This window comes from Promicromonospora sukumoe (assembly GCF_014137995.1).
In the GTDB taxonomy this organism is placed as follows: domain Bacteria; phylum Actinomycetota; class Actinomycetes; order Actinomycetales; family Cellulomonadaceae; genus Promicromonospora; species Promicromonospora sukumoe.
This window is the reverse complement of record NZ_JACGWV010000002.1, coordinates 1,371,215-1,395,994: the sequence shown is the minus strand read 5'-3', so window position 1 is coordinate 1,395,994 and position 24,780 is coordinate 1,371,215. Positions and strand designations below refer to the sequence as shown.

22 protein-coding genes are annotated in these 24,780 nt (G+C 73.0%); 14 read left to right on the top strand and 8 right to left on the bottom strand.

What is annotated here, in order from left to right:
• Positions 1 to 13: 13 nt before the first annotated feature.
• Positions 14 to 763 carry an MOSC domain-containing protein gene (locus tag FHX71_RS23425; protein WP_182619785.1) on the top strand — a complete coding sequence of 250 codons (750 nt, stop codon included), beginning with the start codon at positions 14 to 16 and terminating at the stop codon, positions 761 to 763.
• 91 nt (positions 764 to 854) lie between these two features.
• Here FHX71_RS23425 and FHX71_RS23420 read toward each other — a convergent pair whose 3' ends face one another.
• Entirely contained in the window at positions 855 to 1,349 is a 495-nt protein-coding gene (locus FHX71_RS23420) for a DUF6194 family protein (protein ID WP_182619784.1), read from the bottom strand.
• 42 nt (positions 1,350 to 1,391) lie between these two features.
• Between FHX71_RS23420 and FHX71_RS23415 the strand changes: the two genes are divergently transcribed.
• A complete protein-coding gene (locus tag FHX71_RS23415; protein WP_182619783.1) occupies positions 1,392 to 2,195 on the top strand; it encodes a MerR family transcriptional regulator in 804 nt (267 codons plus the stop codon).
• A 94-nt stretch (positions 2,196 to 2,289) separates the two neighbouring features.
• Here FHX71_RS23415 and FHX71_RS23410 read toward each other — a convergent pair whose 3' ends face one another.
• Together FHX71_RS23410 and FHX71_RS23405 are read right to left on the bottom strand one after the other, a co-directional pair.
• A complete protein-coding gene (locus FHX71_RS23410; RefSeq protein WP_182619782.1) occupies positions 2,290 to 2,781 on the bottom strand; it encodes a PH domain-containing protein in 492 nt (163 codons plus the stop codon).
• Positions 2,782 to 2,847: 66 nt separating this feature from the next.
• Entirely contained in the window at positions 2,848 to 3,543 is a 696-nt protein-coding gene (locus tag FHX71_RS23405) for a histidine phosphatase family protein (protein ID WP_182619781.1), read from the bottom strand.
• A gap of 158 nt (positions 3,544 to 3,701) precedes the next feature.
• Here FHX71_RS23405 and FHX71_RS23400 point away from each other — a divergent pair, with 158 nt between their 5' ends.
• From FHX71_RS23400 to FHX71_RS23380, 5 genes are all read left to right on the top strand, one after another.
• A complete protein-coding gene (locus FHX71_RS23400; RefSeq protein WP_182619780.1) occupies positions 3,702 to 4,730 on the top strand; it encodes a helix-turn-helix domain-containing protein in 1,029 nt (342 codons plus the stop codon).
• Between the two features lie 64 nt (positions 4,731 to 4,794).
• The gene (locus FHX71_RS23395) at positions 4,795 to 6,633 is read left to right on the top strand and encodes an FAD-dependent oxidoreductase (RefSeq protein ID WP_246403377.1); all 1,839 of its coding nucleotides are present in this window, start codon (positions 4,795 to 4,797) and stop codon (positions 6,631 to 6,633) included.
• A complete protein-coding gene (locus FHX71_RS23390) occupies positions 6,626 to 7,507 on the top strand; it encodes a hydroxyquinol 1,2-dioxygenase (protein ID WP_182619779.1) in 882 nt (293 codons plus the stop codon). The genes FHX71_RS23395 and FHX71_RS23390 overlap by 8 nt, the downstream gene beginning before the upstream one ends.
• 221 nt (positions 7,508 to 7,728) lie before the next feature.
• The gene (locus FHX71_RS23385) at positions 7,729 to 7,869 is read left to right on the top strand and encodes a hypothetical protein (protein ID WP_182619778.1); all 141 of its coding nucleotides are present in this window, start codon (positions 7,729 to 7,731) and stop codon (positions 7,867 to 7,869) included.
• A 508-nt stretch (positions 7,870 to 8,377) separates the two neighbouring features.
• Positions 8,378 to 9,895 (top strand): class-II fumarase/aspartase family protein, encoded by a 1,518-nt coding sequence (locus FHX71_RS23380; RefSeq protein ID WP_182619777.1) that lies wholly within the window; start codon positions 8,378 to 8,380, stop codon positions 9,893 to 9,895.
• Positions 9,896 to 9,913: 18 nt separating this feature from the next.
• Here FHX71_RS23380 and FHX71_RS23375 read toward each other — a convergent pair whose 3' ends face one another.
• Positions 9,914 to 10,522, bottom strand: a complete 609-nt coding sequence (locus FHX71_RS23375) for a ribonuclease H family protein (RefSeq protein ID WP_182619776.1) — start codon at positions 10,520 to 10,522, stop codon at positions 9,914 to 9,916.
• A 130-nt stretch (positions 10,523 to 10,652) separates the two neighbouring features.
• On the opposite strand from FHX71_RS23375, the gene FHX71_RS23370 reads away from it, so the two are divergent.
• The 4 genes from FHX71_RS23370 to FHX71_RS23355 all read left to right on the top strand — a co-directional run bounded on the left by FHX71_RS23370 (position 10,653) and on the right by FHX71_RS23355 (position 16,728).
• Positions 10,653 to 11,837, top strand: a complete 1,185-nt coding sequence (locus FHX71_RS23370) for a VIT1/CCC1 transporter family protein (RefSeq protein WP_376770157.1) — start codon at positions 10,653 to 10,655, stop codon at positions 11,835 to 11,837.
• A gap of 223 nt (positions 11,838 to 12,060) precedes the next feature.
• A complete protein-coding gene (locus tag FHX71_RS23365; protein ID WP_182619775.1) occupies positions 12,061 to 13,635 on the top strand; it encodes a hypothetical protein in 1,575 nt (524 codons plus the stop codon).
• An 80-nt stretch (positions 13,636 to 13,715) separates the two neighbouring features.
• Entirely contained in the window at positions 13,716 to 15,008 is a 1,293-nt protein-coding gene (locus FHX71_RS23360) for a hypothetical protein (RefSeq protein ID WP_182619774.1), read from the top strand.
• Positions 15,009 to 15,420: 412 nt separating this feature from the next.
• Positions 15,421 to 16,728: an MFS transporter gene (locus FHX71_RS23355; protein WP_182619773.1), complete on the top strand. Its 1,308-nt coding sequence runs from the start codon at positions 15,421 to 15,423 to the stop codon at positions 16,726 to 16,728.
• Between the two features lie 103 nt (positions 16,729 to 16,831).
• On the opposite strand, the gene FHX71_RS23350 is transcribed toward FHX71_RS23355, so the two are convergent.
• The 3 genes from FHX71_RS23350 to FHX71_RS23340 all read right to left on the bottom strand — a co-directional run bounded on the left by FHX71_RS23350 (position 16,832) and on the right by FHX71_RS23340 (position 20,205).
• Entirely contained in the window at positions 16,832 to 18,310 is a 1,479-nt protein-coding gene (locus tag FHX71_RS23350; protein WP_182619772.1) for a flotillin family protein, read from the bottom strand.
• A 94-nt stretch (positions 18,311 to 18,404) separates the two neighbouring features.
• Positions 18,405 to 18,869 (bottom strand): NfeD family protein, encoded by a 465-nt coding sequence (locus FHX71_RS23345; RefSeq protein WP_182619771.1) that lies wholly within the window; start codon positions 18,867 to 18,869, stop codon positions 18,405 to 18,407.
• Between the two features lie 112 nt (positions 18,870 to 18,981).
• Entirely contained in the window at positions 18,982 to 20,205 is a 1,224-nt protein-coding gene (locus FHX71_RS23340) for an MFS transporter (RefSeq protein WP_182619770.1), read from the bottom strand.
• A gap of 118 nt (positions 20,206 to 20,323) precedes the next feature.
• Between FHX71_RS23340 and FHX71_RS23335 the strand changes: the two genes are divergently transcribed.
• Entirely contained in the window at positions 20,324 to 20,635 is a 312-nt protein-coding gene (locus FHX71_RS23335; RefSeq protein ID WP_182619769.1) for a GNAT family N-acetyltransferase, read from the top strand.
• A 206-nt stretch (positions 20,636 to 20,841) separates the two neighbouring features.
• Positions 20,842 to 22,545, top strand: coding sequence for a glycoside hydrolase family 10-like protein (locus tag FHX71_RS23330; protein WP_312877187.1), 1,704 nt, complete (start codon positions 20,842 to 20,844; stop codon positions 22,543 to 22,545).
• Between the two features lie 39 nt (positions 22,546 to 22,584).
• Here the strand turns inward: FHX71_RS23330 and FHX71_RS23325 are convergent, their stop codons facing one another.
• A complete protein-coding gene (locus FHX71_RS23325; RefSeq protein ID WP_182619768.1) occupies positions 22,585 to 22,920 on the bottom strand; it encodes a rhodanese-like domain-containing protein in 336 nt (111 codons plus the stop codon).
• A gap of 79 nt (positions 22,921 to 22,999) precedes the next feature.
• Between FHX71_RS23325 and pgm the strand changes: the two genes are divergently transcribed.
• A complete protein-coding gene (gene pgm / locus FHX71_RS23320) occupies positions 23,000 to 24,682 on the top strand; it encodes a phosphoglucomutase (alpha-D-glucose-1,6-bisphosphate-dependent) (RefSeq protein WP_182619767.1) in 1,683 nt (560 codons plus the stop codon).
• Positions 24,683 to 24,780: the final 98 nt, after the last annotated feature.

Genomic DNA, 24,780 nt, shown 5'->3' with positions numbered 1-24,780 from the left:
CGAAAATGTGGGCATGGCTGAGCTCCTCGCGGTCTGTCGCGTGTACGTCCTGCATCCCGATCCCGGCACCGTGGGCGTCACGGCGATCGACAAGCGTCCCGTTGAGGGGCGGGTCAAGGTCCGGCCCTACGGCCTGTACGCGGACGTGCAGGCCGACCGCGCCAACCACGGCGGCCTCGACCAGGCGGTCTACGCCTACGCCCAGGAGGACGCCGACCACTGGTCCGCCGAGCTGGGCCGCGAGGTCACACCCGGGCTCTTCGGCGAGAACCTGCGGATCAGCGGCCTCGACGTGAACGGCGCGGTGATCGGCGAGCGCTGGCAGATCGGCTCGGCCCTGCTGGAGGTCACGCAGCCGCGCACGCCCTGCCAGACCTTCGGGCGCCGGCTCGGCGAGCAGCGCTGGGTGCGGCGGTTCACGCAGGCCAACCGCACGGGCGCGTACCTGCGCGTGATCGAGAACGGCGACCTCGGCGCGGGCGACACCGTCGACGTCGTGCACCACCCCCTGCACGGGGTGACCGTCGCGGACTGGTTCGGCGCGCAGTACGGCCTGGCCCGCGCGGCGGCCGGGTCCGGTTCGGCCGGCTCGGCCGGCTCGGCGGATTCAACCGGGACGTACGACGCCGAAGCGCCCGCCCCCGAGTCCCTGGAGGAGCTGGCCCAGCGGCTGCTGAACGCGCACGCCGCGGGCGAGGTCCGGCTCAGCGTCGACATGCACCGCCGCAGCGAGCAGGCCGCAAGCCGCGCCGTCGTCGACTAGCTGACGCCCACCACCCAACCCCACCCCACTCGAACCGTGAGTGCGGGATATTCGCCCTTCTCCCGCCCTGAAAAGGGCGAATATTCAGCACTCAACTGAGGGGTTCGGCGCGGCGTTCGTAGCGGGCGCGCGCGGCCTCGTGGGCGTCGCGCAGCAGGGCGAGCACGGTCTCGCCCGTCGCGGGCCCGGGGTTGACGACGGCGACCCAGCCGACCGACCCGTACACCGGGTGCGGCCGCACGACGTCGGCGGTGGCGGGTCCCGGACCGCCCTCTCTGGGCTCGACGGTGCCCGTGAGCTCGGCGAGCTGCGCCCGGCCGACGTGGACGTTGACCCGCCAACGCCCCTCGGGGTCGAGGTCCGAGGTCGTGTCGTCGGGGTAGTTCTTGGTGACGATCGTCCCGTACGGCTGGACGTTCTGGGGCATGCGCCCGTCGGGCGCGTAGTAGAAGAACGCGTCACCCCAGGCCAGCTCCGGGACGGCGGGGTCGCCGACGGCGGGTGCGACGACGAGTGCGCCGTCGAGGTCGCGCACCGCCGCGATGATCTGCTCGATGGTCGGGCCGGTACTCTGCTGAAGGTCCATGGTTCAAGCATCACCTTCAAGTGCTTCTGTGGGGTTGGGCGCATGACACCTCAGGCCTCCCGGCCGCTCCGCACGGCCGACGTCGCGCGAGAGTCGGGCTACTCCGTGCAGCAGGTCCGCGACCTGGAGCGGCTCGGCGTCATCCCGCCTGCCGCCCGCGGCGCCAACGGCTACCGCTCGTACGGGTCCGTGCACGTCCGGGCGCTGCGGGCGTACCGGGGCCTGGCGGCCGCCGCCGGGCCGGTGGTCGCGCGCGGTCTGCTCGCCGAGGCGCTGACCGGCAGCCTCGCCGACGCCGCCGCCGCGATCGGCGCGGTGCACGTCCGGCTGGCCGCCGACCGCGACGAGGCCCTCCGGGCGCAGGCGGCGCTGCTCGCGATCCAGGACGAGCCGCCCGACGTCGACGGCGGGACCCCGGCGCGCGGCACCCCGGAGGCCGCCACCCCAGGGGACCGAGCCCGCGCCGGGGCCGCGGACCCGACAGCCGACGTCCTGACGATCACCCAGCTCGCCGCGGCCCTCGGTGTGCGCACGTCCACGCTGCGGTTCTGGGAGCAGGAGGGGCTCGTGCTCCCCGAGCGCGTGACGTCGCTGCGCGCCCGGCAGTACGGGCCGGCCGCCGTCCGCGAGGCGCGCATCGTGACCGCGCTCCGGGGCAGCGGCTACGGCATCCCGGCGGTGCGCGACGTCGTCACGAGCCTGCGCCGCCTCCCCGGTGCCGACGAGGGTGTCGCACGGGCGCGCCAGCTCCTGGACCGCCGACTCGACCAGATCGCGACCCGCACGGTCGCGCTGCTCCGCGCGGGTGCCGACCTGGCCGACCTCCTCGACCCCCCAAACAGTTGAGTGCTGGGTATTTGCCCTTTCCGCGTGGCAGAAAGGGCGAATACCCAGCACTCAACGACCGGGACGGGGGCGGCGCGGGACGGGCAGGCGGGCCTCAGTCGTCGCTGAGCTGCTGGCCCTGGCGGACCAGGTCCTGCAGGGTGCGCTGCACCTCTTCGACGCCGGGCACGTCGTCGAGCACCATGCCCGGCTGGTCCGTGCCGTCGGAGATCACGAGGGTGCCGCAGCCCCAGAAGCGGTCGCTGAGCTGCTTCTCGAACGTGACGTTGTTGATGCGATAGAGCGGGATGTCGCGCCCGGTCTGCGTCAGGATTCCGGTGCGCAGCGCGACCCGCTGGTTGGTGATGATGTAGCTCGTCGTGCGCCACCGCAGGAACGGTCCCGCGGCGGCGACCACGCCGAGCAGCAGGATCACGGCGGTCGCGAACCACAGCACGAAGGGGTCGACCGGCAGCGGCAGCACCCAGATGGCGACCAGCACCGCGAGCAGCAGCACGAGCAGCAGGATCGGCTTGATGACCTTCTTCGGGTGCGTACGAAGCCGCAACACGATGGTCTCGCCCTCGGCGAGGTGCTCTTCCCTCATGCCGCGAATACTGCCTTACTGCGCCTTTTGGATCTACTGGTCGGAACCAAGGAACCAGCAGCCGGTCTACTGCGCCGCCAGGTTCCATCCCTCGATCGTGCGCAGACCGTGCCCGTACCCCAGCAGGCACACGGCGGCGGTGCCGAGCTCGAACCGGGCGCCCAGCCGCGGGTCCACGCCGAGCCACACCGTCGCGAGCACCCGCAGCAGGTGCCCGTGCGCGACGAGCAGCACGTGGCCGCCGGCTCCCGGACCGGTCCCGCGCAGCACTTCTTCGGCCCGGGCGACGACCCGCGCGGCCCGGACGGCGACCTGGTCCAGCGTCTCGCCGGGGCGCCCCTCGCCGTGCTCGGCCGACGGCGGCAGCACCCGCACGCCGTCGTCGAAGATCTGGAAGTCGCGCCCCAGGATCTCCGAGACGTCGCGCGAGGTGCGGCCGTCGACCGGCCCGTAGTCCCACTCGGCGAGGTCCTCGTCGACGACGGCGCCTGCGTGGCCCACGAGCTCCGCCGTCCGCCGCGCGCGTGTGCGCGGGGAGGTGAGGACGGCCGCGAACTCGTAGCCGGCCAGCGTCGCCCCGGCCGAGCGGGCCTGCGCCTCGCCGTCCACCGTGAGCGGCAGGTCGGTGCGCCCCGTGTGCTGCCCGCTCGCGCTCCACTCGGTCTGGCCGTGCCGCAGCAGCACGAGCTGCGGTTCGTGCGAGGGCTTCAGGACGGTGGGCTGGGCCGCGGTCGGGTTCGGCGGCAACGTCTCGTCGGGCATGGGACGAGCATCCTGCGTCCGACGCCGGAACGCACCCGTGACACGGGGCGACATTCACCGAACCTGCTCTGACCTGCCCGAACACGCCACCGGCCAACACGCCGGGCGGACACCCCGGGTCCTGGTGCACACCCGGCGCTGCACCTACTGTGGGCTTCGTGTCACGTGCCACACCGGCGTCGCGCGGCGCCGTCGACCACTTCTCCACGCGAGGCCTGCCCGCGGCGCGGCGGATCGAGCTGTGGGAGGAGCACAACGCCGACGCCCTCGTGGCGCTGCAGTGCCGCATGCTCGAGGACGACTCGGCGCTGGAGGCGTCCGAGGCGAACCTCCAGCTCGACCGCCTGCACCTGGCGCACGTCGAGGCCAACCCGCACGCCGTCGAGCGCACGGTCCGCACGGTCCGCGCCCGCCCCACCGAGTCCGTGGCCCTCTACTTCACGCTCCGCGGCGAGGCGTTCTTCTACTACGACGACGGCGTGCGGCGGCTGCGCCCCGGCCAGCTCCTGGTGTGCGACGCCGACCGGCCGTTCCTGCGCGGCTTCTCCCAGGGCCTGGAGGAGCTCGCGGTGAAGGTGCCGTACGACGTGTTCCGCTCCGCGGGCGGCACCATGCCGCGCACGGCCCGCGTGATCGACTTCGGCCCGCCGCGCGCACCGGTCCCCAACGCCCACGCCGCCGCCCTCGCCGGCCTGGTCGCCCGCGCGGTGGGCCCGGACGGCGACGGCGCCGCCGACGAGGACGCCCTGCTCGACCTCGTCACGGCGGTGCTGGTCCCGCCCGCGTCCGGGACGCAGGCCGCGGGCGCGCACTTCGCCGCGGCCGAGCAGTACGTGCGGCAGTGGCTGCGCGACCCCACGATGTCGGCCCGCCGGATCGCCGACGCGATCGGCCTCAGCGAGCGGCAGCTCTCCCGCGTGCTGGCCGAGCACGGCACGAGCGTGCCGCGGCTGGTCGCGCGCCGCCGCGTCGAGATGGCGAGCCGCATGCTGCGCATGCCGTCGTACGCGGAGCAGACCGTCGAGGCGATCGGCCTGCGCTGCGGGTTCTCGTCGGCGGCCCAGTTCTCGCGCGTGTTCCGGGAGCAGTCGGGCATGTCGCCGTCGGAGGCCCGGAGGTACGCGCTCGCGGTGCGGCCGCTGAGCAGGCGGCCCCAGAACACGCGGCCGCCCGACCCGCCCGCTTGATACTTTCCGCCGACTTCCATGGTCAGGTCTTTTCCCGCGCCGGGGCGCGCGGCACCCTGTCCGCATGCCTGAGTTCGACGACGGTCTGACCGAGACCGCACTGCCCAGCAACGCCGCCGCCGGCACGAACCCGGAGGGAACCGCACCGGTCGTCGAGACCGACGTGCTCGTCGTGGGTTCCGGTCCCGCGGGCGCTTCCGCGGCCCTGTTCCTGTCCAGCCTGGGGATCAGCAACATCATGATCACCAAGTACCGGTGGACGGCGAACACGCCCCGCGCGCACATCACCAACCAGCGCACCATGGAGATCTTCCGCGACCTGGGCATCGAGGACCAGGTGCTCGCGGACGCGACGCCGCACGAGCTGGTGGGCGACACCGTGTTCTGCACGACGATCGCCGGCGAGGAGATCGGCCGCATCCTCACCTGGGAGACCCACCCCGCCCGCGAGGCGGACGCGCGGCTGGCCTCGCCGTCGCTCACGGTGGACATCCCGCAGACCTACCTGGAACCGATCCTGGTCAAGAACGCCACCCAGCGCGGCACCCAGTCGCGGTTCTCCACGGAGTACCTGGGCCACACGCAGGACGCCGACGGCGTCAGCACCCGCGTGCTCGACCGCGTCACCGGCACCGAGTACACGATCCGCTCGAAGTACCTCATCGGCGGCGACGGCGCCCGCTCCCAGGTGGCGGCGGACCTCGGCCTGCCGATGGAGGGCGCGATGGACATCGCCGGCTCCATGAACATCACGTTCAAGGCCGACCTCACGGACCTCGTGGGCCACCGCCCGTCCGTCCTGTACTGGGTGCTCCAGCCGGGCTCCGACGTCGGCGGCATCGGCGCGGGCCTGGTCCGCATGGTGCGGCCGTGGAACGAGTGGCTCATCGTCTGGGGCTATGACATCTCGGGCGAGCCGCCGCAGCTCGACGACGCCGCGGCCGCCGAGATCGTGCGCCAGCTCGTGGGCGTCGACGACCTGGACGTCGAGATCACGGGCTACTCGCTGTGGGGCAACAACCAGATGTACGCCACGCACCTCCAGCAGGGGCGCGTCTTCTGTGCGGGCGACGCCATCCACCGGCACCCGCCGAGCAACGGCCTGGGCTCCAACACCTCGGTCCAGGACTCCTACAACCTGGCCTGGAAGATCGCCGCGGTGCTGAACGGCCAGGCGGCGCCGTCGCTGCTGGACACGTACTCGGCCGAGCGCGCGCCCGTCGCCGAGCAGATCGTGCTCCGCGCCAACAAGTCGGGCGGCGAGTTCCGGTTCATGGAGGTGCTCGGGGTGCTCGACGCCGAGACCCCCGAGGCGATGCAGGCCGCGATCGACGAGCGCAAGGCGAACACCCCGGCGGGCGCGGCCAAGCGCGCGGCGCTCGTGGAGGCGATGGACCTCAAGAACTACGAGTTCAACGCGCACGGCGTGGACATGGGCCAGTTCTACGAGTCGGCCGCGGTCGTCCCCGACGGGTCGCCGAAGCCCGTGGACGAGCGCGACCCCGAGCTCTACTACAAGCAGTCCACGGTGCCGGGCGCGCGCTTCCCGCACGTCTGGGTGGCCGACGTCGACGGGTACAAGCGCTCGACGCACGACCTGGTGCCGTACGGGCAGTTCACACTGGTCACCGGCATCGCGGGCGAGGCCTGGGCCGACGCCGCCGCCAAGGTCGCCGAGGAGCTCGGCGTGCCGCTGGAGGCCGTCGTCATCGGCCCGGGGCGCGACGTCATCGACACCTACTACGACTGGGCGAAGATGCGGGGCGTCGAGGAGTCGGGCGCGATCCTGGTGCGCCCCGACGCGCACGTCGCGTGGCGCGCGCAGACCCTGGCCGACGACCCGGCCGGGGCGCTGGGCGACGCGCTGCGGTCGGTCCTCGGACGGAGCGAGCACGATGGCTGAGCCGGACGCCGAGCAGGCGGCCCGCGAGCAGGAGCTCACCGACCGGGTCGCGGCGTCGTTCGCCGGCGCGGACGACGAGCGGCTGACGACGGTGCTCCAGTCCCTGACCCGTCACCTGCACGCGTTCCTGCGCGAGGTGCGGCTCACGGAGGACGAGTGGAACCAGGGCATCGGGTTCCTCACCGCGGCCGGGCACATCACGGACGACAAGCGGCAGGAGTTCATCCTGCTGTCCGACGTGCTGGGCGCCTCCATGCAGACCATCGCGATCAACAACGCGGCGTACGAGAACGCGACGGAGGCCACGGTGTTCGGTCCGTTCTTCGTGGACGACGCGCCCCGCATCGAGAACGGCGGCGACATCGCGGGCGGCGCCACCGGCCAGCCGTGCTGGGTCGAGGGCACCGTCACCGACACCTCCGGCAAGCCGGTCCCCGGCGCGCGCATCGAGGTGTGGGAGGCGGACGAGGACGGCTTCTACGACGTCCAGTACGGCGACGATCGCACCTCCGGCCGCGCCCACCTCTTCACGGACGACGACGGCGGCTACCGCTTCTGGGGCGTCACGCCCACGCCGTACCCGATCCCGCACGACGGGCCGGTCGGGGCGCTGCTCGCGGCGTCGGGCCGCTCGCCCATGCGCGCCGCGCACCTGCACTTCATGGTGACGGCGCCCGGTCTGCGCACGCTGGTGACCCACATCTTCGTGCGCGGCGACGAGCTGCTCGCGTCGGACTCGGTGTTCGGCGTCAAGGACTCGCTCGTCATGGACTTCGAGGAGCAGCCCGCAGGCACCCCGGCACCGGGCGGCCGCACGGTCGAGGGCACCTGGGCCAGGACGCGGTTCGACGTCGTCCTCGCCCCGGCCGACTGACCCCTCCCCGTGTCAGACCCACAGGTCCCTCGGGTGATCTGTAGGTCTGACACGGGAAGGGTCTTGCCTGGTGGCGGGCCGGATCTGACGGCACGGTGAGGCCGAAGTCACAGCGACTTCGGTCGACGGCGGAACTGGGTATCAACGAAGATGGTTGATCCGCAGACCAGCGGGTGAGCCACGTGCAGCGGAGCCGTAAGGCCTGCACCGGAGGAGGACCCATGACGGACGCCGACGACGCCCAGTACCACTCCATCGCCAACCCTCGCCGGACCACGCTCCTGCACCGGAGCGTCACCGACACCTACGGGTCGCAGCACGAGGAACGCGAGGCCCCGGCCGAAGAGGCCGCCGCAGGCTGACCCCCGGCGTCCGCGCCGAGAGCTGGTACCCCTGACGGAGGGCCCGGCCGCACGCCACCTTGCTGGCGTAAGCGGCCGGGCCTTCTGCGTCCCCGGCCGCCGGAGCCCGGCCGGAGCGCGGCTGAAGTCCGGCCGAAGCCCGGTCAACGCCGTTCCGCGATGCGAGACGCGGCAAAGTTCACCCGCACCTGTCGAAGGCCTGGTCCGGGGCCGGATGTCACCGGAAATTCATGTGATGGACCTCACTCCCGTTACATTCCGGAAACACTTCCGCTAGCCTGGGCCCCGCATCCTCTCCCACAATTCGACAGAGCAAGCGCAGTACGGCGAGTCGATGCAGGCGCATGAAGCACAGCGAGTTCGGCACGGTGAGCAGGCGGGCAAGGTCCCGCGGCGACCGGTACGACGTGGCAAGGAACTCGCCGGCAGCCTGGCCCCGAGACGGGGCACGGGCCCAGCAGAGCACGTCCATCACGTACGACACATGAACCGAGTGGGGTTACCAGGGATGAATGGCGAATCGATTCGACACTTCACGGACGGACGCGTTCCCGACGCCGGGATCGCGCACCTCTTCAGCGTCGAGAACCGATTCCAGGCGCGCCTCGACGTCGAGGCCGCGCTCGCGCTCGCAGAGGCCGAGGTCGGCCTGATCCCGGAGCCGGCGGGTGAGACCATCGCCCGGGCCGCGCAGATCGAGAAGCTGGACCTCGACCGCGTGGCGGCCGAGACGGCGTCGGCCAGCCACCCCCTGATGCCGCTCATCGAGGAGTTCGCCCGCGTGGTCGGGCGCGAGTACGGCGGCTGGGTGCACTGGGGCGCCACCACGCAGAACATCACGCAGACGGCCGACGTCCTGGTGCTGCGCGACGCGCACCGCTCGGTCAAGGACCTGCTCGCCAAGGTGCTGCGCGGCATGTCCAAGCTCGCGGAGGCCTCCGCGGCGGTGCCGATGGCGGGCCGCACGCACAGCCAGCACGCCGTGCCGGTCACGTTCGGCTTCAAGGTCGCGGTCTGGATCGACGAGCTCGCGGCGCACACCGACCGGCTCGAGCGCCTCGAGGACCGGCTGTTCCGGGTGCTCATGGGTGGCGCCGTCGGCACCTTCGCGTCGTTCGGGCCCGCCGGGCGCGAGGTCGAGCGCCGGGTCGCCAACCACCTCGGGCTCGGCACCATGCCGGTCCCGTCGCGCGCCATCAACGACGGCATCGTCGAGCTGGTGCTCGTCCTCGGCCAGGTCGCCGGCACTGCCGGCAAGATCGGCAAGGACATCTACTCGATGATGCAGCCCGAGTTCGGCGAGGCGTTCGAGCCCATCCCCGAGGGCACCGTCGGCAGCTCGACCATGCCGCACAAGCGCAACCCGCAGCTCGCCCTCGACCTGCTGTCGATGAGCGCCCAGCTCCGTGCCCTCGCGGCGCCCGCGCTCGAGTCGATGCAGCACGACCACGAGGCCAACGGCGGCATGACCGACCTCCTGGAGTCGACCGTCTCCCGCGCCACCGTCCTGGCCGGCGACATCCTGACCCGCCTCGACGTGATCCTCGGCGGGCTGGAGCTCGACGAGCAGCGGATGCGCGCCAACCTGGCGCTGAGCGAGGGCCTCATCGGCTCGGAGTCGCTCATGATGGAGCTGGGCGAGCGCATCGGCCGGCAGAAGGCCCACGAGGTCGTGTACGAGGTGGCGCAGGAGTCCGCCGTCGGCGACGAGCAGTTCCTCGACCTGCTGGTGCGGAACGCGACCGTCAGCGCGTACTTCGACCGCGACGAGATCTGCCGCCTGATCGACCCGCGCGCCTACCTCGGCGAGAGCGTCACCATCGCGCAGGACATGGCGCAGCACGCCCGCGCGGTCGCCGACCGGCTGGAGTTCAGCGCCCGGACGGCGAAGCCGGTCCCGCTCTTCCTGCGCGAGACGGCCGCGGCGACGTCGGCGAGCGAGGACGACGACGCCGACCCGGTCGCGTCCGGGCGGATCGCGCCCGCCGCCCGCACCGCCGAGGAGCTCCTGCTCGTCGGCCTGTAGTCCTCGGGGTCGGGCGCCCTAGAAGAGGGTGCCCGACTCCCAGGTGCGGCCCGCCCCGGACACCACCGGCGTCGGCCGGGTCGCGGGCGCCGTGCTCTCGCGGGTCTCGGGGGCGAGGCTCCCGTCCCGCAGCTCGGCGTCGGGGATCATCCCGGCGTCGGGGACCAGCATCTCGCCGACGCCGCCGCGTCCCGCGTCCCACTCCTCCGCGGCGAACCCGGCGAGCTGGTCGACGCGCTCGTTGTACGGGTTGCCGACGTGGCCGCGCACCCAGTGGAACCGGACCGGCCCGGTGCGCTCCGCGACGGCGCGGTCGATGCCCTGCACCAGGTCGAGGTTCGGCACGGGCTCGCCGGCGGGGGAGCGCCAGCCGTTGCGCTTCCATCCCTCCGACCACTCGGACACGGTCCGGACGGCGTACTGGGAGCCGGACTCGACGAGCAGCGGCTCGCTGCCGGGATGCGCGTCGATGGCGCGGAGCAGAGCTGAGAGTGCCGCGACCTGATCGTTGCCCTGGGCCGCGCCGCCCGAGTCGAACTGCCCGCCCGCGTGGTTGATCCACGCCCATCCGATCGCGCCGCCCGGCGCGGCCGACCCGTGCGTGCTGACGATGATCACGGCGTCCATTGTGCATCCTTCTGCCCGAGAATCCGGACGCCTGGCCGGGCCTGGACAACGCGGGAGAGTTCGGGGCTGCGAAACCGGCGCCAAGGGCCTACGAAACCCACGACCGGCGATCCACGGGCATGATGGCTGTGTGCCCCACGAACCGTCCGACCCCGCCCGTCGCTCGTCCGGCGGCACGCCCACGCCCGAGCAGCGCGCCCACGAGCTGCACCCGGCCCGCCCGCGGACCCGGTCCGACATCCGGCGGTGGCGGCGGCTGCTCGCCGACGAACGGGCCGAGGCGGCCGTCTACCGCGACCTGGCGGGCCGGCGCACGGGCGAGGAACGCGAGATCCTGCTCGCGCTCGCGCGGGCCGAGAAGCGGCACGAGTCGCACTGGCTGGATCTCCTGGGTCCTGACGTCGGCGCGCCCGTGCGTGGCGACCTGAGGACCCGCGGCCTCGGGTTCCTCGCCCGCCGCTTCGGCGGCGTCTTCGTGCTGGCGCTCGCCCAGCGGGCCGAGGCTCGCTCGTCGTACGCGCACGACGCCGACGCCACCGTGACCATGGCGGCCGACGAGCAGATCCACGAGGAGGTCGTGCGCGCGCTGGCCACCCGGGGGCGCAACCGGCTCTCGGGCACCTTCCGCGCCGCCGTCTTCGGCGCCAACGACGGGCTCGTGTCGAACCTCGCGCTCGTGCTCGGCATCGGCGCCTCCGGCGTGGCGACCAGCACGGTGCTGCTCACCGGGCTCGCGGGCCTGCTCGCCGGGGCGCTCTCCATGGGCGCCGGCGAGTTCGTGTCGGTGCGGTCGCAGCGGGAACTGCTCGAGGCGTCGTCGCCGTCCCCCACGGCCGACGCCGCGCTGCCGAACCTCGACGTCGACGCGAACGAGCTCGCGCTCGTCTACCGGGCGCGGGGGATGAGCAGCGAGGAAGCGACCACACGTGCCGACGCGGTGCTCGCCCGGCTCGCGGTCGCGCCGTCGGCGGGCGGTCTGCTCCTGGAGACCGGGGCGGACGGCGCCCCCGCCGCCGACGTCGACGACCTGGAGACGCACGGGACGGCCTGGGGTGCGGCGGTCTCGTCGTTCCTGTTCTTCGCGTCCGGCGCCGTGGTCCCGGTGCTGCCGTACCTGCTTGGCCTCGACGGGCTCGCGGCGGTCGCCGTCGCGACGGCGCTCGTCGGGATCGCGCTGCTGGTGACGGGCGCCGTCGTCGGCCTGCTGTCCGGGACGTCCCCGCTCACCCGGGCGCTGCGCCAGATCGCGATCGGGCTGGGCGCGGCCGCCGCGACCTACGTTCTCGGGCTCGTGTTCGGGGCCACCGTCGGGTGAACTCCGGGACTTCACCCGTAGCCCCTCCAGGGCCCTGCCGATAGCACCGAATGCCCTGAAATGACTGAGATATGGCGGCTCTTCCGACATACTCGTGTTCCCAAGCACAAAATTCTCGATCCGCAAACCGCAGGTATGCAGTTGCCGAACCCTGGTGCGCGCCGCAGATTTAATGTGTATGCATGGCTGCTGAGCGGCCCGGTGAGCTGAGAGCGGGAGACCGATGTCGAAGGACGCGATGACGAGCACGGGGGACAACCTCCGTCGCATCGTCGTGCGCGCCGTCGGCACCTTCGCGCTCGGTGCCGCGGGCGTCGCGCTCGGCGTCGGTCTCGCGGCGCCGTCGAGCGCCGCCGAGCGGCCTTCGCTCGGCTCCCTGCTCGGCGACACCGTGGGGGCGACGGTCCAGACCGTCGTGCGCACCACCGAGGCGCTCGGGTCGGCAGTGACGCCGCCGGCCGGCCAGGCCGCTACCGGCGGCAACGGGTCGGCGACGAAGCCGGCCGCGCCGGAGCCTGCTCCCGCGGCGAAGCCCGCCGCGCCCAAGCCCGCCGCGCCCGAGCCGGTCGCCGCGAAGCCCGCCGCGCCCAAGCCCGCCGCCCAGGAGCCCGCTGCTCCGGCGCCGGCGGCGAAGCCTGCTGCCGAGCCCGCCGCCGGTTCCGGTAGCGCCGCCAAGCCCGCTGCCGCCGCGCCGAAGCCGGCCGCCGCGAAGCCCGCGCCGACGTCGGGCGGCACGACGGCGAAGCCCGTCGCGCAGGCCGTGGACGGCCTCGTCAAGGGGGTCTCCGAGGGCGTGCTGGAGCCGGTGACCACGCCGGTCCGGACCGCCGTGACGGAGCCTGTCGGCGAGCTCGTCAAGGGCATCACCGAGAAGCCCGTGGCGCAGGTCGCCGACGTCGTCGAGCAGGTCGCGGACCCGGTCCTCAAGCCCGTCACGGAGCAGGTCGGCAGCGCGCTGACGCCCGTGACCGCACCGGTCGGCGAGGTTCTCGCCCCGGTGACGGGCCTCGTCGGACAGGTCGTCACGCCGCTCGCGCCCGTGCTCGGCGCCGTGACCCAGCCGCTGGCCCCCGTGACCGGCGGTCTCCTGACCCCCGTGGTCGACCTCGTCTCGCCGGTGACCGACGCGGTCGGTGGCGTGACCGCCCCGATCACGCAGGTGCTCCGGCCCGTGACCGCCCCGGTGACGGACGCCCTGGCGCCCGTGCTCACGCCGGTCGGCGAGGCAGTGGCCCCCGTGGGCGGCGTGCTCGCCCCGGTCGTCGAGCCGCTGAGCCCCGTCGTGGAGCCGCTCGTGCCGGTGCCGGGCGTCGTGCCCGCCGCGCCCGCGACGCCGGCCACGGTGGTCCCGACCCAGCGGGTCGAGGAGCCCACAGAGCCGACGTACCCGGGGACGCTGCAGACCCCCGGTGACGCCGCGGGTGTCGTGGTCTGGACCTCAGCCGGGGTCCAGCACGCGATGCTCGACCTGATGCCGGTGCCCGCCCTCGTGGCGGCCACGGACACCGCCGAGGCGCTGAGCGTCGTGACGGCGGGTGTCGTCGACGCCGCCGGTCCCGGCCTGCTCGGTGCCGGCCTCCCGCTCGCCGCCGGCGGCGCGGGCAGCGCGGTGCTCGCCGGGGGTGCCGGTGGCCTCGTCGGCGGCGGCGCCCCGCAGCTCAAGGTGCTGGGCGGCGACATCCTCGCCGTCCTCTCCGCGCTGCTGATCTTCCGGGCTCGCACCTGGACCGTGTCCGCCGACGAGTCGCGCGCCAAGCTGGCGAGCAGCTACACGGACATCCCTGTCTCTCCTGCCTGACCTGGCTGGTCCGCGCACACGTGCGCGGTACCACCGACGGCGCATGTGCCGTCGGCTCCACGCCAGGCAAGGAGAGACCCATGGACAAGAACTTCCGACGTGCGCTGTTCACGGCGCTCGTGACGGGCGGCCTCGTGGTCGTCGGTGCCGCCTCGGCCTACGCCGCCGGGGACGGTCCGACGGACACCGCCACCCAGGGAGCACCCGAGACGATCGAGGGCGCTGCCTCGGCTGACGCCGCTGCCTCCGTTGACGCTGCCTCGGACGAGGCCGTGCCGGACGGCGCCGGTGCTTCGGTCGACGCTGCCGTCTCGGTCGACGGTGCTGCCTCGGACGACGCTGGGGCTTCGGACGACGACGCCGCCTCGGACGACGGCGCTGCGGGCGATGCCGCGACCGGTGCCTCCGGCGAGGGGATCGTCGGGTCGGTCGTGCACGGCGACCTCGCGGGCGTGGTCGACGGGACGCTCGGCGCCGACGGCCTGGTCCACGACCTCCTGGACGGTCTCCTGCCCGTGGGCGGCGAGGTGCCCGGTGACCCGGGCACGGACGAGCCCGGCACGGAGCAGCCTGGTACGGAGCAGCCCGGCACCGATGAGCCTGGTACCGACGAGCCCGGCAGGCCGGGAACCGACGAGCCGGGTACCGACCCCGACGGCGGCATCCTCGATCCCGGAATCCTCGACCCCGGCGTCGGTGACCCCGGCGTCGACCCTGGTACCGGCGAGCCTGGCACGAACGAGCCCGGCGAAGGCGGCCCCGGTACGGGCCGCCCCGGCACGGACGGCCCCGCGACCGGCAGGCCCGACGACGGCCACGGTCGTCCCGGCCAGGGCCGGCCCGAGGGCTGGCTCGGCACCGACCCGCGCCCCGGAGCAGGACGTCCGGGGGCCGACGTCCCCGGTACCGCCTACCCCGCCGTCGGCTGGTCGGATGCCGTGACGCCCGGCGTCATCGACGTGGCGCGCGACGCCGTGGCCGGGGACGCGCCCGGCACCGACCCGGCGTCCGCCGGACCCGCGGACCCGGCGGACGCCGGACCCGCGGACCCGGCGGACGCCGCCGAGGCGCGGTCCGACGAGCCCGCGCCGGACACCGACGCCCGGGACACCGGCGTCGACATCACCTGGGGAGACAAGGCGGTCGTCGTGCCGACGACCGCCGCCGACGGGGCGGTCCTGTCGGACGGCTCGGTCGCCGGCCTCCTCAGCGGTACACGGACCGGGCCCGAGGGGCAGGTGGCGCCGGATGTTCCCGGCGAGACCCTTGCCCAGACGGGCCCCATGATCACGGGGCAGCTCGCGCTGGTCTCGCTCCTCCTGGGGCTGGGACTCGTGGCGCTCCGCATGCGTCGCCGTCGGAGCGTGGGTTAAACCACGCGCCGAAGGGCGACTACGGCCCGGGCGCGGTTCTCGTCGTGAGTCTGTCAAGGGGCTCGTGACAGGGAGCCGACCCAGCCCGGGTCGGAAGGTTCGTGAGGTCGGGACGCCGCTGGGGGGCGTCCCGGCCCGCGGACCGGAGTCTGGGGTCGGGACACCGCTGGGGGGTGTCCCGGCTCACGGACCCTGAGTCCAGGGTCGGGCCGCCGCTGGGGGGCGGCCCGGCCCAGGGCCGGAAGTGAACAGAGCGGGAGCTCAGGGCATCGGGGGGTGACCTGGGCGCCCGCTCTGTCATGTCCGGGGTCGGGCCCGGCGTCGTCCCGAGGTCGGCACCGGGCACGAGTGCGGCGAACGTCATATGGACGGCGCCGCCCGGGCACGTTGCCCCGGCATACGATCGGGCATCATGCGCCATCTGCTCGCCGACACCACGCCCCTGAAGGTGTCGCCGGACTACCGGCGCCTCTGGTTCGGGCTGTCCGTCTCGAACATCGGCACGCAGGTGACCATCGTCGCGGTGGGCCTGCAGGTCTACGCGCTGACCGGCTCGACGCTCGCCGTCGGCGTGCTGGGCCTGTTCTCGCTGGTCCCGCTCGTGGCGCTCGGCCTGTACGGCGGCGCGCTGGTGGACCACTACGACCGGCGCAAGGTGTCGCTGGTGTCGTCGGCCGTGCTGTGGGTCGTCGTGGCCGCCATCGCCGCCCAGGCCTGGCTCGGGCTGGAGTCCGTGGAGCTGCTCTACGGCCTGGTCGCCGTGCAGAGCGCGGCGTTCGCGATCAACAACCCCGCGCGCTCGGCGATCATCCCGCGGCTGCTGCCCAAGGAGCTCATGCCCGCGGCCAACGCCCTGGCGTCGCTCTCGATGAACGTCGCGCTGACCGGCGGGCCGCTGATCGGCGCGCTGCTCGTCGCGCAGCTCGGCTACGCCTGGGCGTACACGCTGGACATGGTGCTGTTCCTGGCGGCCCTCTGGGCCGTGTTCCGCCTGCCGCCGGTGCTGCCGGAGGGCGCCGGCGAGGGCGGGAGCGGGAACGGCCGGAGCCGGGTGGGCGCCGTCGGGCTGCGGTCCGTGCTGGACGGCCTGCGCTACCTCGCCACCCAGCCCAACGTGCGCACCACGTTCCTCGTCGACATCTGCGCCATGGTGCTGTCGTTCCCGCGGGTGCTGTGGCCCGCGGCGGGCGTCATCTACCTGGGCGGCGGCGAGACGACGACGGGCGTGCTCGCCGCGGCCTTCGCCGTCGGCGGCATCCTGGCGAGCGTGTTCTCCGGCGGGCTGACGCGCCTGCGCAAGCAGGGCCAGATCATCGTCTGGGCCATCACGGCGTGGGGCCTGTCGATCGCCGCGTTCGGGCTGGTGCTCGTGCTGGTGGGCCGCGGGTCGCCCGACGGGACGATCGTCTGGGCCGTCGTCGCGGCCGGGATCGCGCTCGCGTTCGCGGGCGGCTCCGACAGCATCTCGTCCGTGTTCCGGCAGAGCATCCTGCAGACCGCGACCCCGGACCACATGCGCGGGCGGCTGCAGGGCGTGTTCATCGTGGTGGTGGCCGGCGGCCCGCGCCTCGGGGAGATGGTGCTCGGCGCCGAGGCGACCTGGTTCGGCGAGGGCTGGGCGGCCGTCGCGGGCGGGCTCACGTGCGTGGTGCTGCTCTGGGTGATCGTCCGTCTGACGCCGCGGTTCTGGCGGTACGACGCGCGGCACCCGGAGCCCTGACCCGGGCGCCCCTGCTCCTGAAGAGCCCCCGACGTGTCAGACCCCCAGGTCCCTCGGGGGACCTGGGGGTCTGACACGTCGCGCTTGGTCTGACGACCCTGGCTCAGTTCTTGGTTGCGGCTTCTCCGGAGGCTGCGGTCCCCGTGCCGTTGCCGGCGGCCGGCCCGGCCAGGCCCGAGATGAGCTGGTGGATGTCCACGCCGGTGAGCTGCTTGATGACGCCCTGGCCCTCGCCGAGCACCGAGGCCACGTTCTTGGTGATCGCGGAGGCCCCGTCGGTCGAGACCACGGTCATGCCCTGGATCGAGGCGATCGGCTCGGCGGCGGCGCGGACGATCTCGGGCAGGCGCTCGATGAGCTCCTGCACCAGCGCGGCCTCGCCGTACTTGCGCAGCGCCTCGGCCTTGGCGTCGGTGGCCTTGGCCTCCGCGAGACCCTCGGCCTCGACGGCGGCGGCCCGGGCGCGGCCCTCGGCCTCGATACCGGCGGCCAGGGCCACCTGCTTGTCACGCTCGGCCTCGCCCGCGCGGCGGACGGACTCGGCGGACGCCTCGGCGTCCTGCAGCGCGGCCGTCTTGTTCGCCTGGGCGATCGTGGTGCGCTTGAACGCCTCGGCCTCGGTGGCCGCGTTGTTCGCGTCACGGCGGGCGTTGGCGCCCTGGACCTCGGCGTACGCCGTGGCCTCGGCGGGCTTGCGGACCTCGATGTCGAGGCGCTCCTGCTCCACGCGCGCCTTCTCGGCCATGGCCTCGCGCTCCTGCTGGGCCACGAGCCGGTCCTGCTCGGCCCGGGCGAGCTGGCCGGCGGCCTCCGCCTCGGCGTTGGCCCGGTCGGTCTCGGCCTTGATGGTGGCCTTCTTCAGGTCGAGCGCCTTCTGCCGCTCGGCGATCTGCTCGGCGGCCTCGATCACGGCGAACTCCGAGGCCCGGTTGGCCTCCGCCTCGGACACCTCGGCGAGCTGGCGGGCGTTGGCGGCCTCGGCGCGGCCGAGGTTCGCGAGGTAGTCCGACCCCGGCGTCGAGATGTCGGAGATGTTCAGCAGGTCGACCTGGAGGCCCTGCTCCGAGAGGTCCGTCTTGGTCGACTGCACCACGCGGTCGGACAGGCCCTTGCGGTCCGAGATGATCTGCTCGATCGTCATGTCGCCGACGATCGACCGCAGCGAGCCCTCCAGGGACTCCTTGATGATCTCCGTCAGCAGGTGCTGCTGGGACAGGAAGCGCTGTGCGGCGCGCCGCACGCCCTCCTCGTCACCCCGCACCTTGAAGTTGATCGACGCCTTGATGGCGATCTTGATGCGGTTCTTGTCGACGCCCTCGACGGTGATCCCGATCTGGCGCTGCTCCAGCGAGATCGCGAAGCCCTGCTGCAGCACCGGCCACACGAAGGCCCGTCCGCCGACGACGACGCGCTGGCTGGCCGTCTGGGCCTCGGACTTCCCCGCGCCACGGCCCACGACGATCAACGCCTCGTTCGGCGGGACCCGCCGGATGCGGCTCGCGACGAACGCGAGGACGAGGAAGATCGCGAGGACGCCCGCCACGACGGCGATGACGCCGACCAGCTGACCGTTCAGTTCCATGTCGGCTCCTGGGGTGAGTCGGTGTGGACCGGGCCGGCGTGCGGTCCCGGTCGAGGGTGTTCGGGGGTGGGGAGGGGCGTCGGCGTGGTGCGGCTCAGCGCCACACCGGCTCGACCTTCACGCGCGCGCCGTGCTGCTCGACGACGACGATGCGGGTGCCCTGCTCGATCGGCTCGTCGGAGAACGCGAGCCGGGTCTCCAGCTCGGACGCGGCGTCGAGCGACACCTCGCCGTGCCCGCGGTCGACGCCGGACGTCACCGAGCCCTGCGCGCCCACCAGCGAGACGGGCGCGCCGTCGTCGCCGGCCTTGAGGCGCTTGACCAGCACGTTGACCAGGAGGACCACGAGGACCGCGACCACGAGCCCCGCCGGGTAGGCGACCCACGGTTCGAGGCCCCAGGACAGCACCAGCATCCCGGTCGCGCCGAACAGGAGCCCGCCGGCGCCCAGCGAGGTGCCCGAGATGGCGCCGTCCAGCAGGTCGAGGAAGTCGCCCAGCAGGAGCGAGGCGACCGCCAGCCCGAGCCCGAGGAGTCCGATGACGATGAAGACAAGCATCCCGGGTCCGTTCGTGAAGATGTGATAAGTCAGATGTAACGTATCAGGACGGTTATTTACATCTCAGGGCTTTCGCGGGTGAAATTCCCGTGGGTGTGCCCGGCGGCGTCGATCATGGCTGCGCCGCGGCCTGCCGGCGCAGCGTGCGGCTCGCGGCGAGCGTCAGCAGCGCGGCGAACCAGGCCGCGGCGACGGGGACGAGGAAGCCCGCGTCCGCCCCGGCGTCGTCCACGCGCATGCCGGCGACGGACGCGCCGAGCGAGGCGCCGATGCCGATCGACGTGCCCACCCAGGTCAGGGCCTCGGTGAGCTGGTGCCCGGCCACCATGTCCTGCACCAGGCCGTTGCCGGTGATGACGGTGGGGGCGATGGCGAGCCCGGCCACGAACATCGCGGCGGCCAGCGCCCACAGGTTGTGCGCCAGCAGGAAGAGGGAGACGCCCGGTCCGAGGGCCACCATCCCGATCACGAACCGCCGCACGGCAGGGCTGGTGAAGTGCCGTGCGCCGTACGCGAGGCCCGCGACCATCGACCCCAGCGCGAACACCGCGAGCACCAGTCCGGCGGCACCCTTGCTGCCGCGCTCCTCGGCGAACGCGACGGTGACGACCTCCATCGACCCGAAGATCATTCCCATGGCCACGAAGACGAGCACCAGCACCGGCATCCCGGGCACGAGGACGACGGGGCGGTGCCGCACCTCGGTGTCCGGGGGCACGACGGCGGGTTCCGTGGCGCGCTGCACCACGAACAGCAGCCCGCCCGTCAGCGCCGCGACCCCCGCGACCACCAGGGCGGACGGCGCCGCCACCGCGGTCGCGAGCGTCGTGGCCAGCACCGGCCCGACGATGAAGACCAGCTCGTCGACCGACGACTCCAGCGAGTACGCGGTGTGCAGCTTGCGCGGGTCGTCGAGCGCGTGGTTCCAGCGGGCCCGAACCATCGAGCCGTACGAGCCCTGGCTCGCGCCCGCGACCGCGGCGAGCGGCCAGAGCACCCACTCGGGGGCGCCGAGCACCGCGGCCGTGACGAGGCCGCCCAGCCCGGCGACGGACACGAGCAGCGCGGGCAGGAGCACCGTCCGCTGCCCGCGGCGGTCGACCCAGCGGGCGATCTGCGGCGCGACGAACGCCTGCGCCAGGCCCAGCACGGCCGCGACCCGGCCCGCCATGGCGTAGCTGTCGTACAGGCCCTGGACCATGAGCACGGCGCCGATCCCGACCATCGACATCGGGAGCCGGGCCAGCGCGCCGGCCGCGGAGAACTTGAGGGCTCCGGGGGTGCGGAGGACCGCCGCGTAGGGGTTGGAACGGGGTGAGGCAGCGGTCTGTGGCACGCGTCGAGTGTCGCACCGACCACTGACACCGGTGCCGGCACCCGGGCCGGCGCCGGCCACGCACCGGGGCCGCACCCGGGGCTGGCGACCCGCGGGTGCGTGCCGCACGATGGGGCCCATGACAGACGAGCCTCAGGTGAAAGTGGTCGACAACCCCGACGAGTCCCGGTTCGAGGTGAGCGTCGACGGCACCCTGGCCGGCTTCGCCGTCTACGAGAACGACCGGGGCGCCGTGATCTTCGTGCACACCGAGGTCTTCGAGGAGTTCGAGGGTCAGGGGCTCGCTGGTCAGCTCGCGAAGGCCGCCCTCGGCATGGTGCGCGAGGCCGGGAGGACGATCATCCCGCTGTGCCCCTACATCAAGGCCTACGTGCGCAAGCACTCGCCCGAGTACGACGACCTGCTCCGGCATCCGGCCGCGGAGGCGTGAAAGTAAGTTTCACAATCTGCTCCACTGTGCAAACTTCACATCTGGCGCGAGATGTGCAAGAGTTTCCCCACGGCGTCGCCCAGTGGCATTGTTCGTCACCATTGCTGTCGATCCTGTGCGCCGATCGACGCCGGCCAACTTGAGACAACCACATCACAGAGCACCACGGCACCAACCCCCAGCAGCCAGCACCGGAGGTCAAGCACGTGAGGCACCCCGCCCGCCGTGAGGCGACCGAACTGCCCGCCTACGCGCGTACCAGGTCGCTGGAGCAGGACAGGCAGGCGGGGGTGGTGCCGGGGATCGGCCGTCGTGAGTTCCTCACGATGGCGACGGCGGGCACGGCGGCCGCGGCGATCGGTGTCACGATCTCGGCCCTCGACCCGGCCACAGCGCTCGGCGCCCCGGCCATGACCGGCAACGCCTCACCATCGCCGTCGCCGGACCTGGGGCTCAAGCGCGAGCTGCGCGCCATGTGGATCGCCAGCGTCGCCAACATCGACTGGCCGTCGACGAGCGGCCTCGACGCGGACACCCAGAAGGCGGAGTTCCTGCACTGGCTCGACGTGGCGCAGGAGAACCGGCTGAACGCCGTGTTCGTGCAGGTCCGCCCCACGGCCGACGCGTTCTACGACAGCCCCTACGAGCCGTGGTCCAAGTACCTGACGGGCACGCAGGGGCAGGACCCGGGCTACGACCCGCTGGCGTTCATGGTTGAGGAGGCGCACCGGCGCAACATCGAGCTGCACGCCTGGTTCAACCCGTACCGCGTCTCGATCGAGACGGACCTGTCGCAGCTCGTCCCCGAGCACCCGGCGCGGCAGCACGCGGACTGGGTGTGGGAGTACCACGGCCGGCTCTACTTCGACCCGGGCGTCCCCGCCGCGCAGGAGCACATCCAGGAGTCGATCCTGCACGCGGTGGCGAACTACGACGTCGACGGCGTGCACTTCGACGACTACTTCTACCCGTACCCGGTGGACGGCCACGTGCTGCCCGACATCGGCACGTACGAGCTGTACGGCGCGGGCTTCGACACGATCGAGGACTGGCGGCGGCACAACGTCGACCACTTCGTCGAGACGATGAGCGTGCGCATCAAGGAGACCAAGCCCTGGGTCAAGTTCGGGATCAGCCCGTTCGGGATCTGGCGCAACTCCACCACCGACCCGCTCGGCTCGGAGACCGGCGGCCAGGAGTCGTACGACGACCTGTACGCCGACACCCGCAAGTGGGTGCTGGAGGGCTGGCTCGACTACGTCAACCCGCAGGTCTACTGGCAGATCGGGCTGACCGTCGCCGACTACGCGAAGCTCGTGCCGTGGTGGGCCGAGGTCGCCGCGCAGTCGGGCACCCAGCTGTACATCGGCGAGGCCCTCTACAAGGTGACGAGCGGCGTCTTCACCGACCCGGAGGAGCTCACCAACCACCTGGACCTCTGCCGGGAGGTCAGCCGCGACGTCGGGCCGATCCACGGCAACGTCTACTACTCGGCCGTGCACGTGCCCGCCGACCCGCAGGGCGCGATGTCCAAGGTGGTCGCGGACCACTACCAGCACCCGGCGCTCGTGCCTCCGATGCCGCACCTGCCGGCCGACCCGGTGGTCACCCCGGTGCTCACCAAGGCCCGCCGGGTGCCCGACGGCGTCAAGGTCCACGTGGCCGACATCGGCAACAAGAACGCACGGGCCACGTCGTTCGCCGTCTACCGCGTGGCCGGTGCCGCCGACACGGTGGACACGAACGACCCCGCGAACCTCGTGGGCACGTTCCGCGGCGTGAGCGGGCGCGTGCAGTCGTGGCTCGACACCTCGGCCGAGCGCGGCGCCGAGTACACCTACGCCGTCACCGCGCTGGACCGGGTCTGGAACGAGACCGACCCGAGCCAGCCGCGGGTCACCGAGAAGTAGCCGGCCGGGTCAGGTGCGTCGGCGCTCGGCGGACGGGCGTCAGCGCTCGACCGGCAGCCCGGCGCCCGCCCAGGCGACGATGCCGCCGTCGAGGTTCGTCGCCTCGAAGCCGACCGCGTCGTTGAGCCACTGCGTCGCGCGCGCCGAGCGGCCGCCGGAGTGGCAGATGACCAGGACCGGGGCCTCGGCGTCGAGCTCGCCGTACCGCGCGGGCAGGTCGCCCAGCGGGATGTGCACGGCGCCCACGGCGTGGCCGGCGTCCCACTCGTCCTGCTCGCGCACGTCCAGCAGGACGGTGCCGGCGGGGACGGGGGCGGACGGGTCGAGCTCGCTGGGGTGGAGCGACGGGACCTCGGGCTGCATCGGCGGGAACATGCGGCCAGCCTACGACGGCGAGGGTGAGGAGAGGCGTGGGCGGCGACGGACCCGCCCGGTACCTGGCAGTATCGGCTGTATGGATGCGCGTGCCGGAACCCCCGCCCAGCCCAGCGACCTGATCGACGTCGACCAGGTGGTCGGGGCGTACTACGACCTCACCCCGGACCCCGAGGACCCCGGGCAGCAGGTCGCGTTCGGCACGTCCGGGCACCGTGGGTCGAGCCTCGACCACGCCTTCAACGAGGCGCACATCGTCGCGATCACCGCCGCGATCGTGGAGTACCGGCGCGGCCAGGGCACGGACGGACCCCTCTTCATCGGCCGGGACACGCACGCCCTGTCCTACCCGGCCTGGCGGACGGCGCTGGAGGTGCTCGCCGCGGCCGACGTCGACGTCATGGTCGACGCGCGCGACTCCTGGACCCCCACGCCCGCCGTCAGCCAGTCGATCCTGCTGCACAACCAGACCCGGTTCGCCGAGGGCACCCCGGGCCTCGCCGCGCCGGGCGCGGGCCTCGCGGACGGCATCGTGGTGACGCCGTCGCACAACCCGCCGCGCGACGGCGGCTTCAAGTACAACCCGCCGCACGGCGGTCCCGCGGACTCCGACGCGACCGGATGGATCGCCGACCGGGCCAACGAGATCCTGCGCACCGGCGTCGGCCAGGTGAAGCGCGTGCAGCTCGACCAGGCGCTCGCCGCCGAGACCACGCACCGGCACGACTTCCTCTCGACCTACGTGGACGACCTGGCGAACGTGCTCGACCTGGAGGCCATCCGCACGTCCGGCGTGCGCATCGGCGCCGACCCCCTGGGCGGCGCGTCCGTCGAGTACTGGGGCGCGATCGCCGAGCGGTACGACCTCGACCTCACCGTCGTCAACCCGCAGGTCGACCCCCGCTGGGCGTTCATGACGCTGGACTGGGACGGCAAGATCCGCATGGACTGCAGCTCCCCGTACGCGATGGCGTCTCTGGTGCAGCGCATGACGGGTGACGGCCCGGCGCCCTTCGACGTCGCGACCGGCAACGACGCGGACTCCGACCGGCACGGCATCGTCACCGCCGACGGCCTGATGAACCCCAACCACTTCCTCGCCGTGGCGATCGAGTACCTGTACGGCGGCGCGCGTCCCGGCTGGCGTCCCGACGCCGCGATCGGCAAGACGCTCGTGTCTTCGGCGCTCATCGACCGCGTGGCCGGCGGCCTGGACCGCCGCCTCGTGGAGGTCCCCGTCGGCTTCAAGTGGTTCGTCCCGGGCCTGCTGTCCGGCGAGGTCGGCTTCGGCGGCGAGGAGTCGGCGGGCGCGTCGTTCCTCCGCAAGGACGGCCGCGTCTGGTCCACCGACAAGGACGGCCTGCTGCTCGCGCTGCTCGCCTCGGAGATCCTGGCGACCACCGGCCGGTCGCCGTCCGAGCACCACGCCGACCTGGTCGGGCGGTACGGCGAGAGCTGGTACGCCCGGGTCGACGCCGCGGCCACGCGCGAGCAGAAGTCCCGGCTCGGCGCGCTGTCGCCGTCCGACGTCTCGTCCACCACGCTCGCGGGGCAGGAGATCACGGCGAAGCTCACCGAGGCGCCCGGCAACGGCGCGAAGGTGGGCGGGCTCAAGGTCACGACGGCGGACGCGTGGTTCGCCGCGCGGCCCAGCGGCACGGAGGACGTGTACAAGATCTACGCGGAGTCGTTCGTCTCCGCGGAGCACCTCACCGAGGTGCAGGACGCCGCGCGGACCCTGGTCGACGAGGCGCTCGCCTGACGTGTCAGACGTACAGGTCACCCCGGTGACCTGTACGTCTGACACGTGCGGTGCTTAAACGATTCGTGTGGTTCCCCGGGCGGCGGCGTGTTCCTAGC

Coding starts and splice junctions, on each gene's coding strand:
- FHX71_RS23355 (WP_182619773.1), top strand. CDS start 15,421: ATGCGCCATCTGCTCGCCGACACCACGCCCCTGAAGGTGTCGCCGGAC.
- FHX71_RS23325 (WP_182619768.1), bottom strand. CDS start 22,920: ATGTTCCCGCCGATGCAGCCCGAGGTCCCGTCGCTCCACCCCAGCGAG.
- FHX71_RS23375 (WP_182619776.1), bottom strand. CDS start 10,522: ATGGACGCCGTGATCATCGTCAGCACGCACGGGTCGGCCGCGCCGGGC.
- pgm (WP_182619767.1), top strand. CDS start 23,000: ATGGATGCGCGTGCCGGAACCCCCGCCCAGCCCAGCGACCTGATCGAC.
- FHX71_RS23420 (WP_182619784.1), bottom strand. CDS start 1,349: ATGGACCTTCAGCAGAGTACCGGCCCGACCATCGAGCAGATCATCGCG.
- FHX71_RS23345 (WP_182619771.1), bottom strand. CDS start 18,869: ATGCTTGTCTTCATCGTCATCGGACTCCTCGGGCTCGGGCTGGCGGTC.
- FHX71_RS23405 (WP_182619781.1), bottom strand. CDS start 3,543: ATGCCCGACGAGACGTTGCCGCCGAACCCGACCGCGGCCCAGCCCACC.
- FHX71_RS23360 (WP_182619774.1), top strand. CDS start 13,716: ATGGACAAGAACTTCCGACGTGCGCTGTTCACGGCGCTCGTGACGGGC.
- FHX71_RS23390 (WP_182619779.1), top strand. CDS start 6,626: ATGGCTGAGCCGGACGCCGAGCAGGCGGCCCGCGAGCAGGAGCTCACC.
- FHX71_RS23350 (WP_182619772.1), bottom strand. CDS start 18,310: ATGGAACTGAACGGTCAGCTGGTCGGCGTCATCGCCGTCGTGGCGGGC.
- FHX71_RS23365 (WP_182619775.1), top strand. CDS start 12,061: ATGTCGAAGGACGCGATGACGAGCACGGGGGACAACCTCCGTCGCATC.
- FHX71_RS23425 (WP_182619785.1), top strand. CDS start 14: ATGGCTGAGCTCCTCGCGGTCTGTCGCGTGTACGTCCTGCATCCCGAT.
- FHX71_RS23380 (WP_182619777.1), top strand. CDS start 8,378: ATGAATGGCGAATCGATTCGACACTTCACGGACGGACGCGTTCCCGAC.
- FHX71_RS23335 (WP_182619769.1), top strand. CDS start 20,324: ATGACAGACGAGCCTCAGGTGAAAGTGGTCGACAACCCCGACGAGTCC.
- FHX71_RS23385 (WP_182619778.1), top strand. CDS start 7,729: ATGACGGACGCCGACGACGCCCAGTACCACTCCATCGCCAACCCTCGC.
- FHX71_RS23395 (WP_246403377.1), top strand. CDS start 4,795: ATGCCTGAGTTCGACGACGGTCTGACCGAGACCGCACTGCCCAGCAAC.
- FHX71_RS23415 (WP_182619783.1), top strand. CDS start 1,392: ATGACACCTCAGGCCTCCCGGCCGCTCCGCACGGCCGACGTCGCGCGA.
- FHX71_RS23410 (WP_182619782.1), bottom strand. CDS start 2,781: ATGAGGGAAGAGCACCTCGCCGAGGGCGAGACCATCGTGTTGCGGCTT.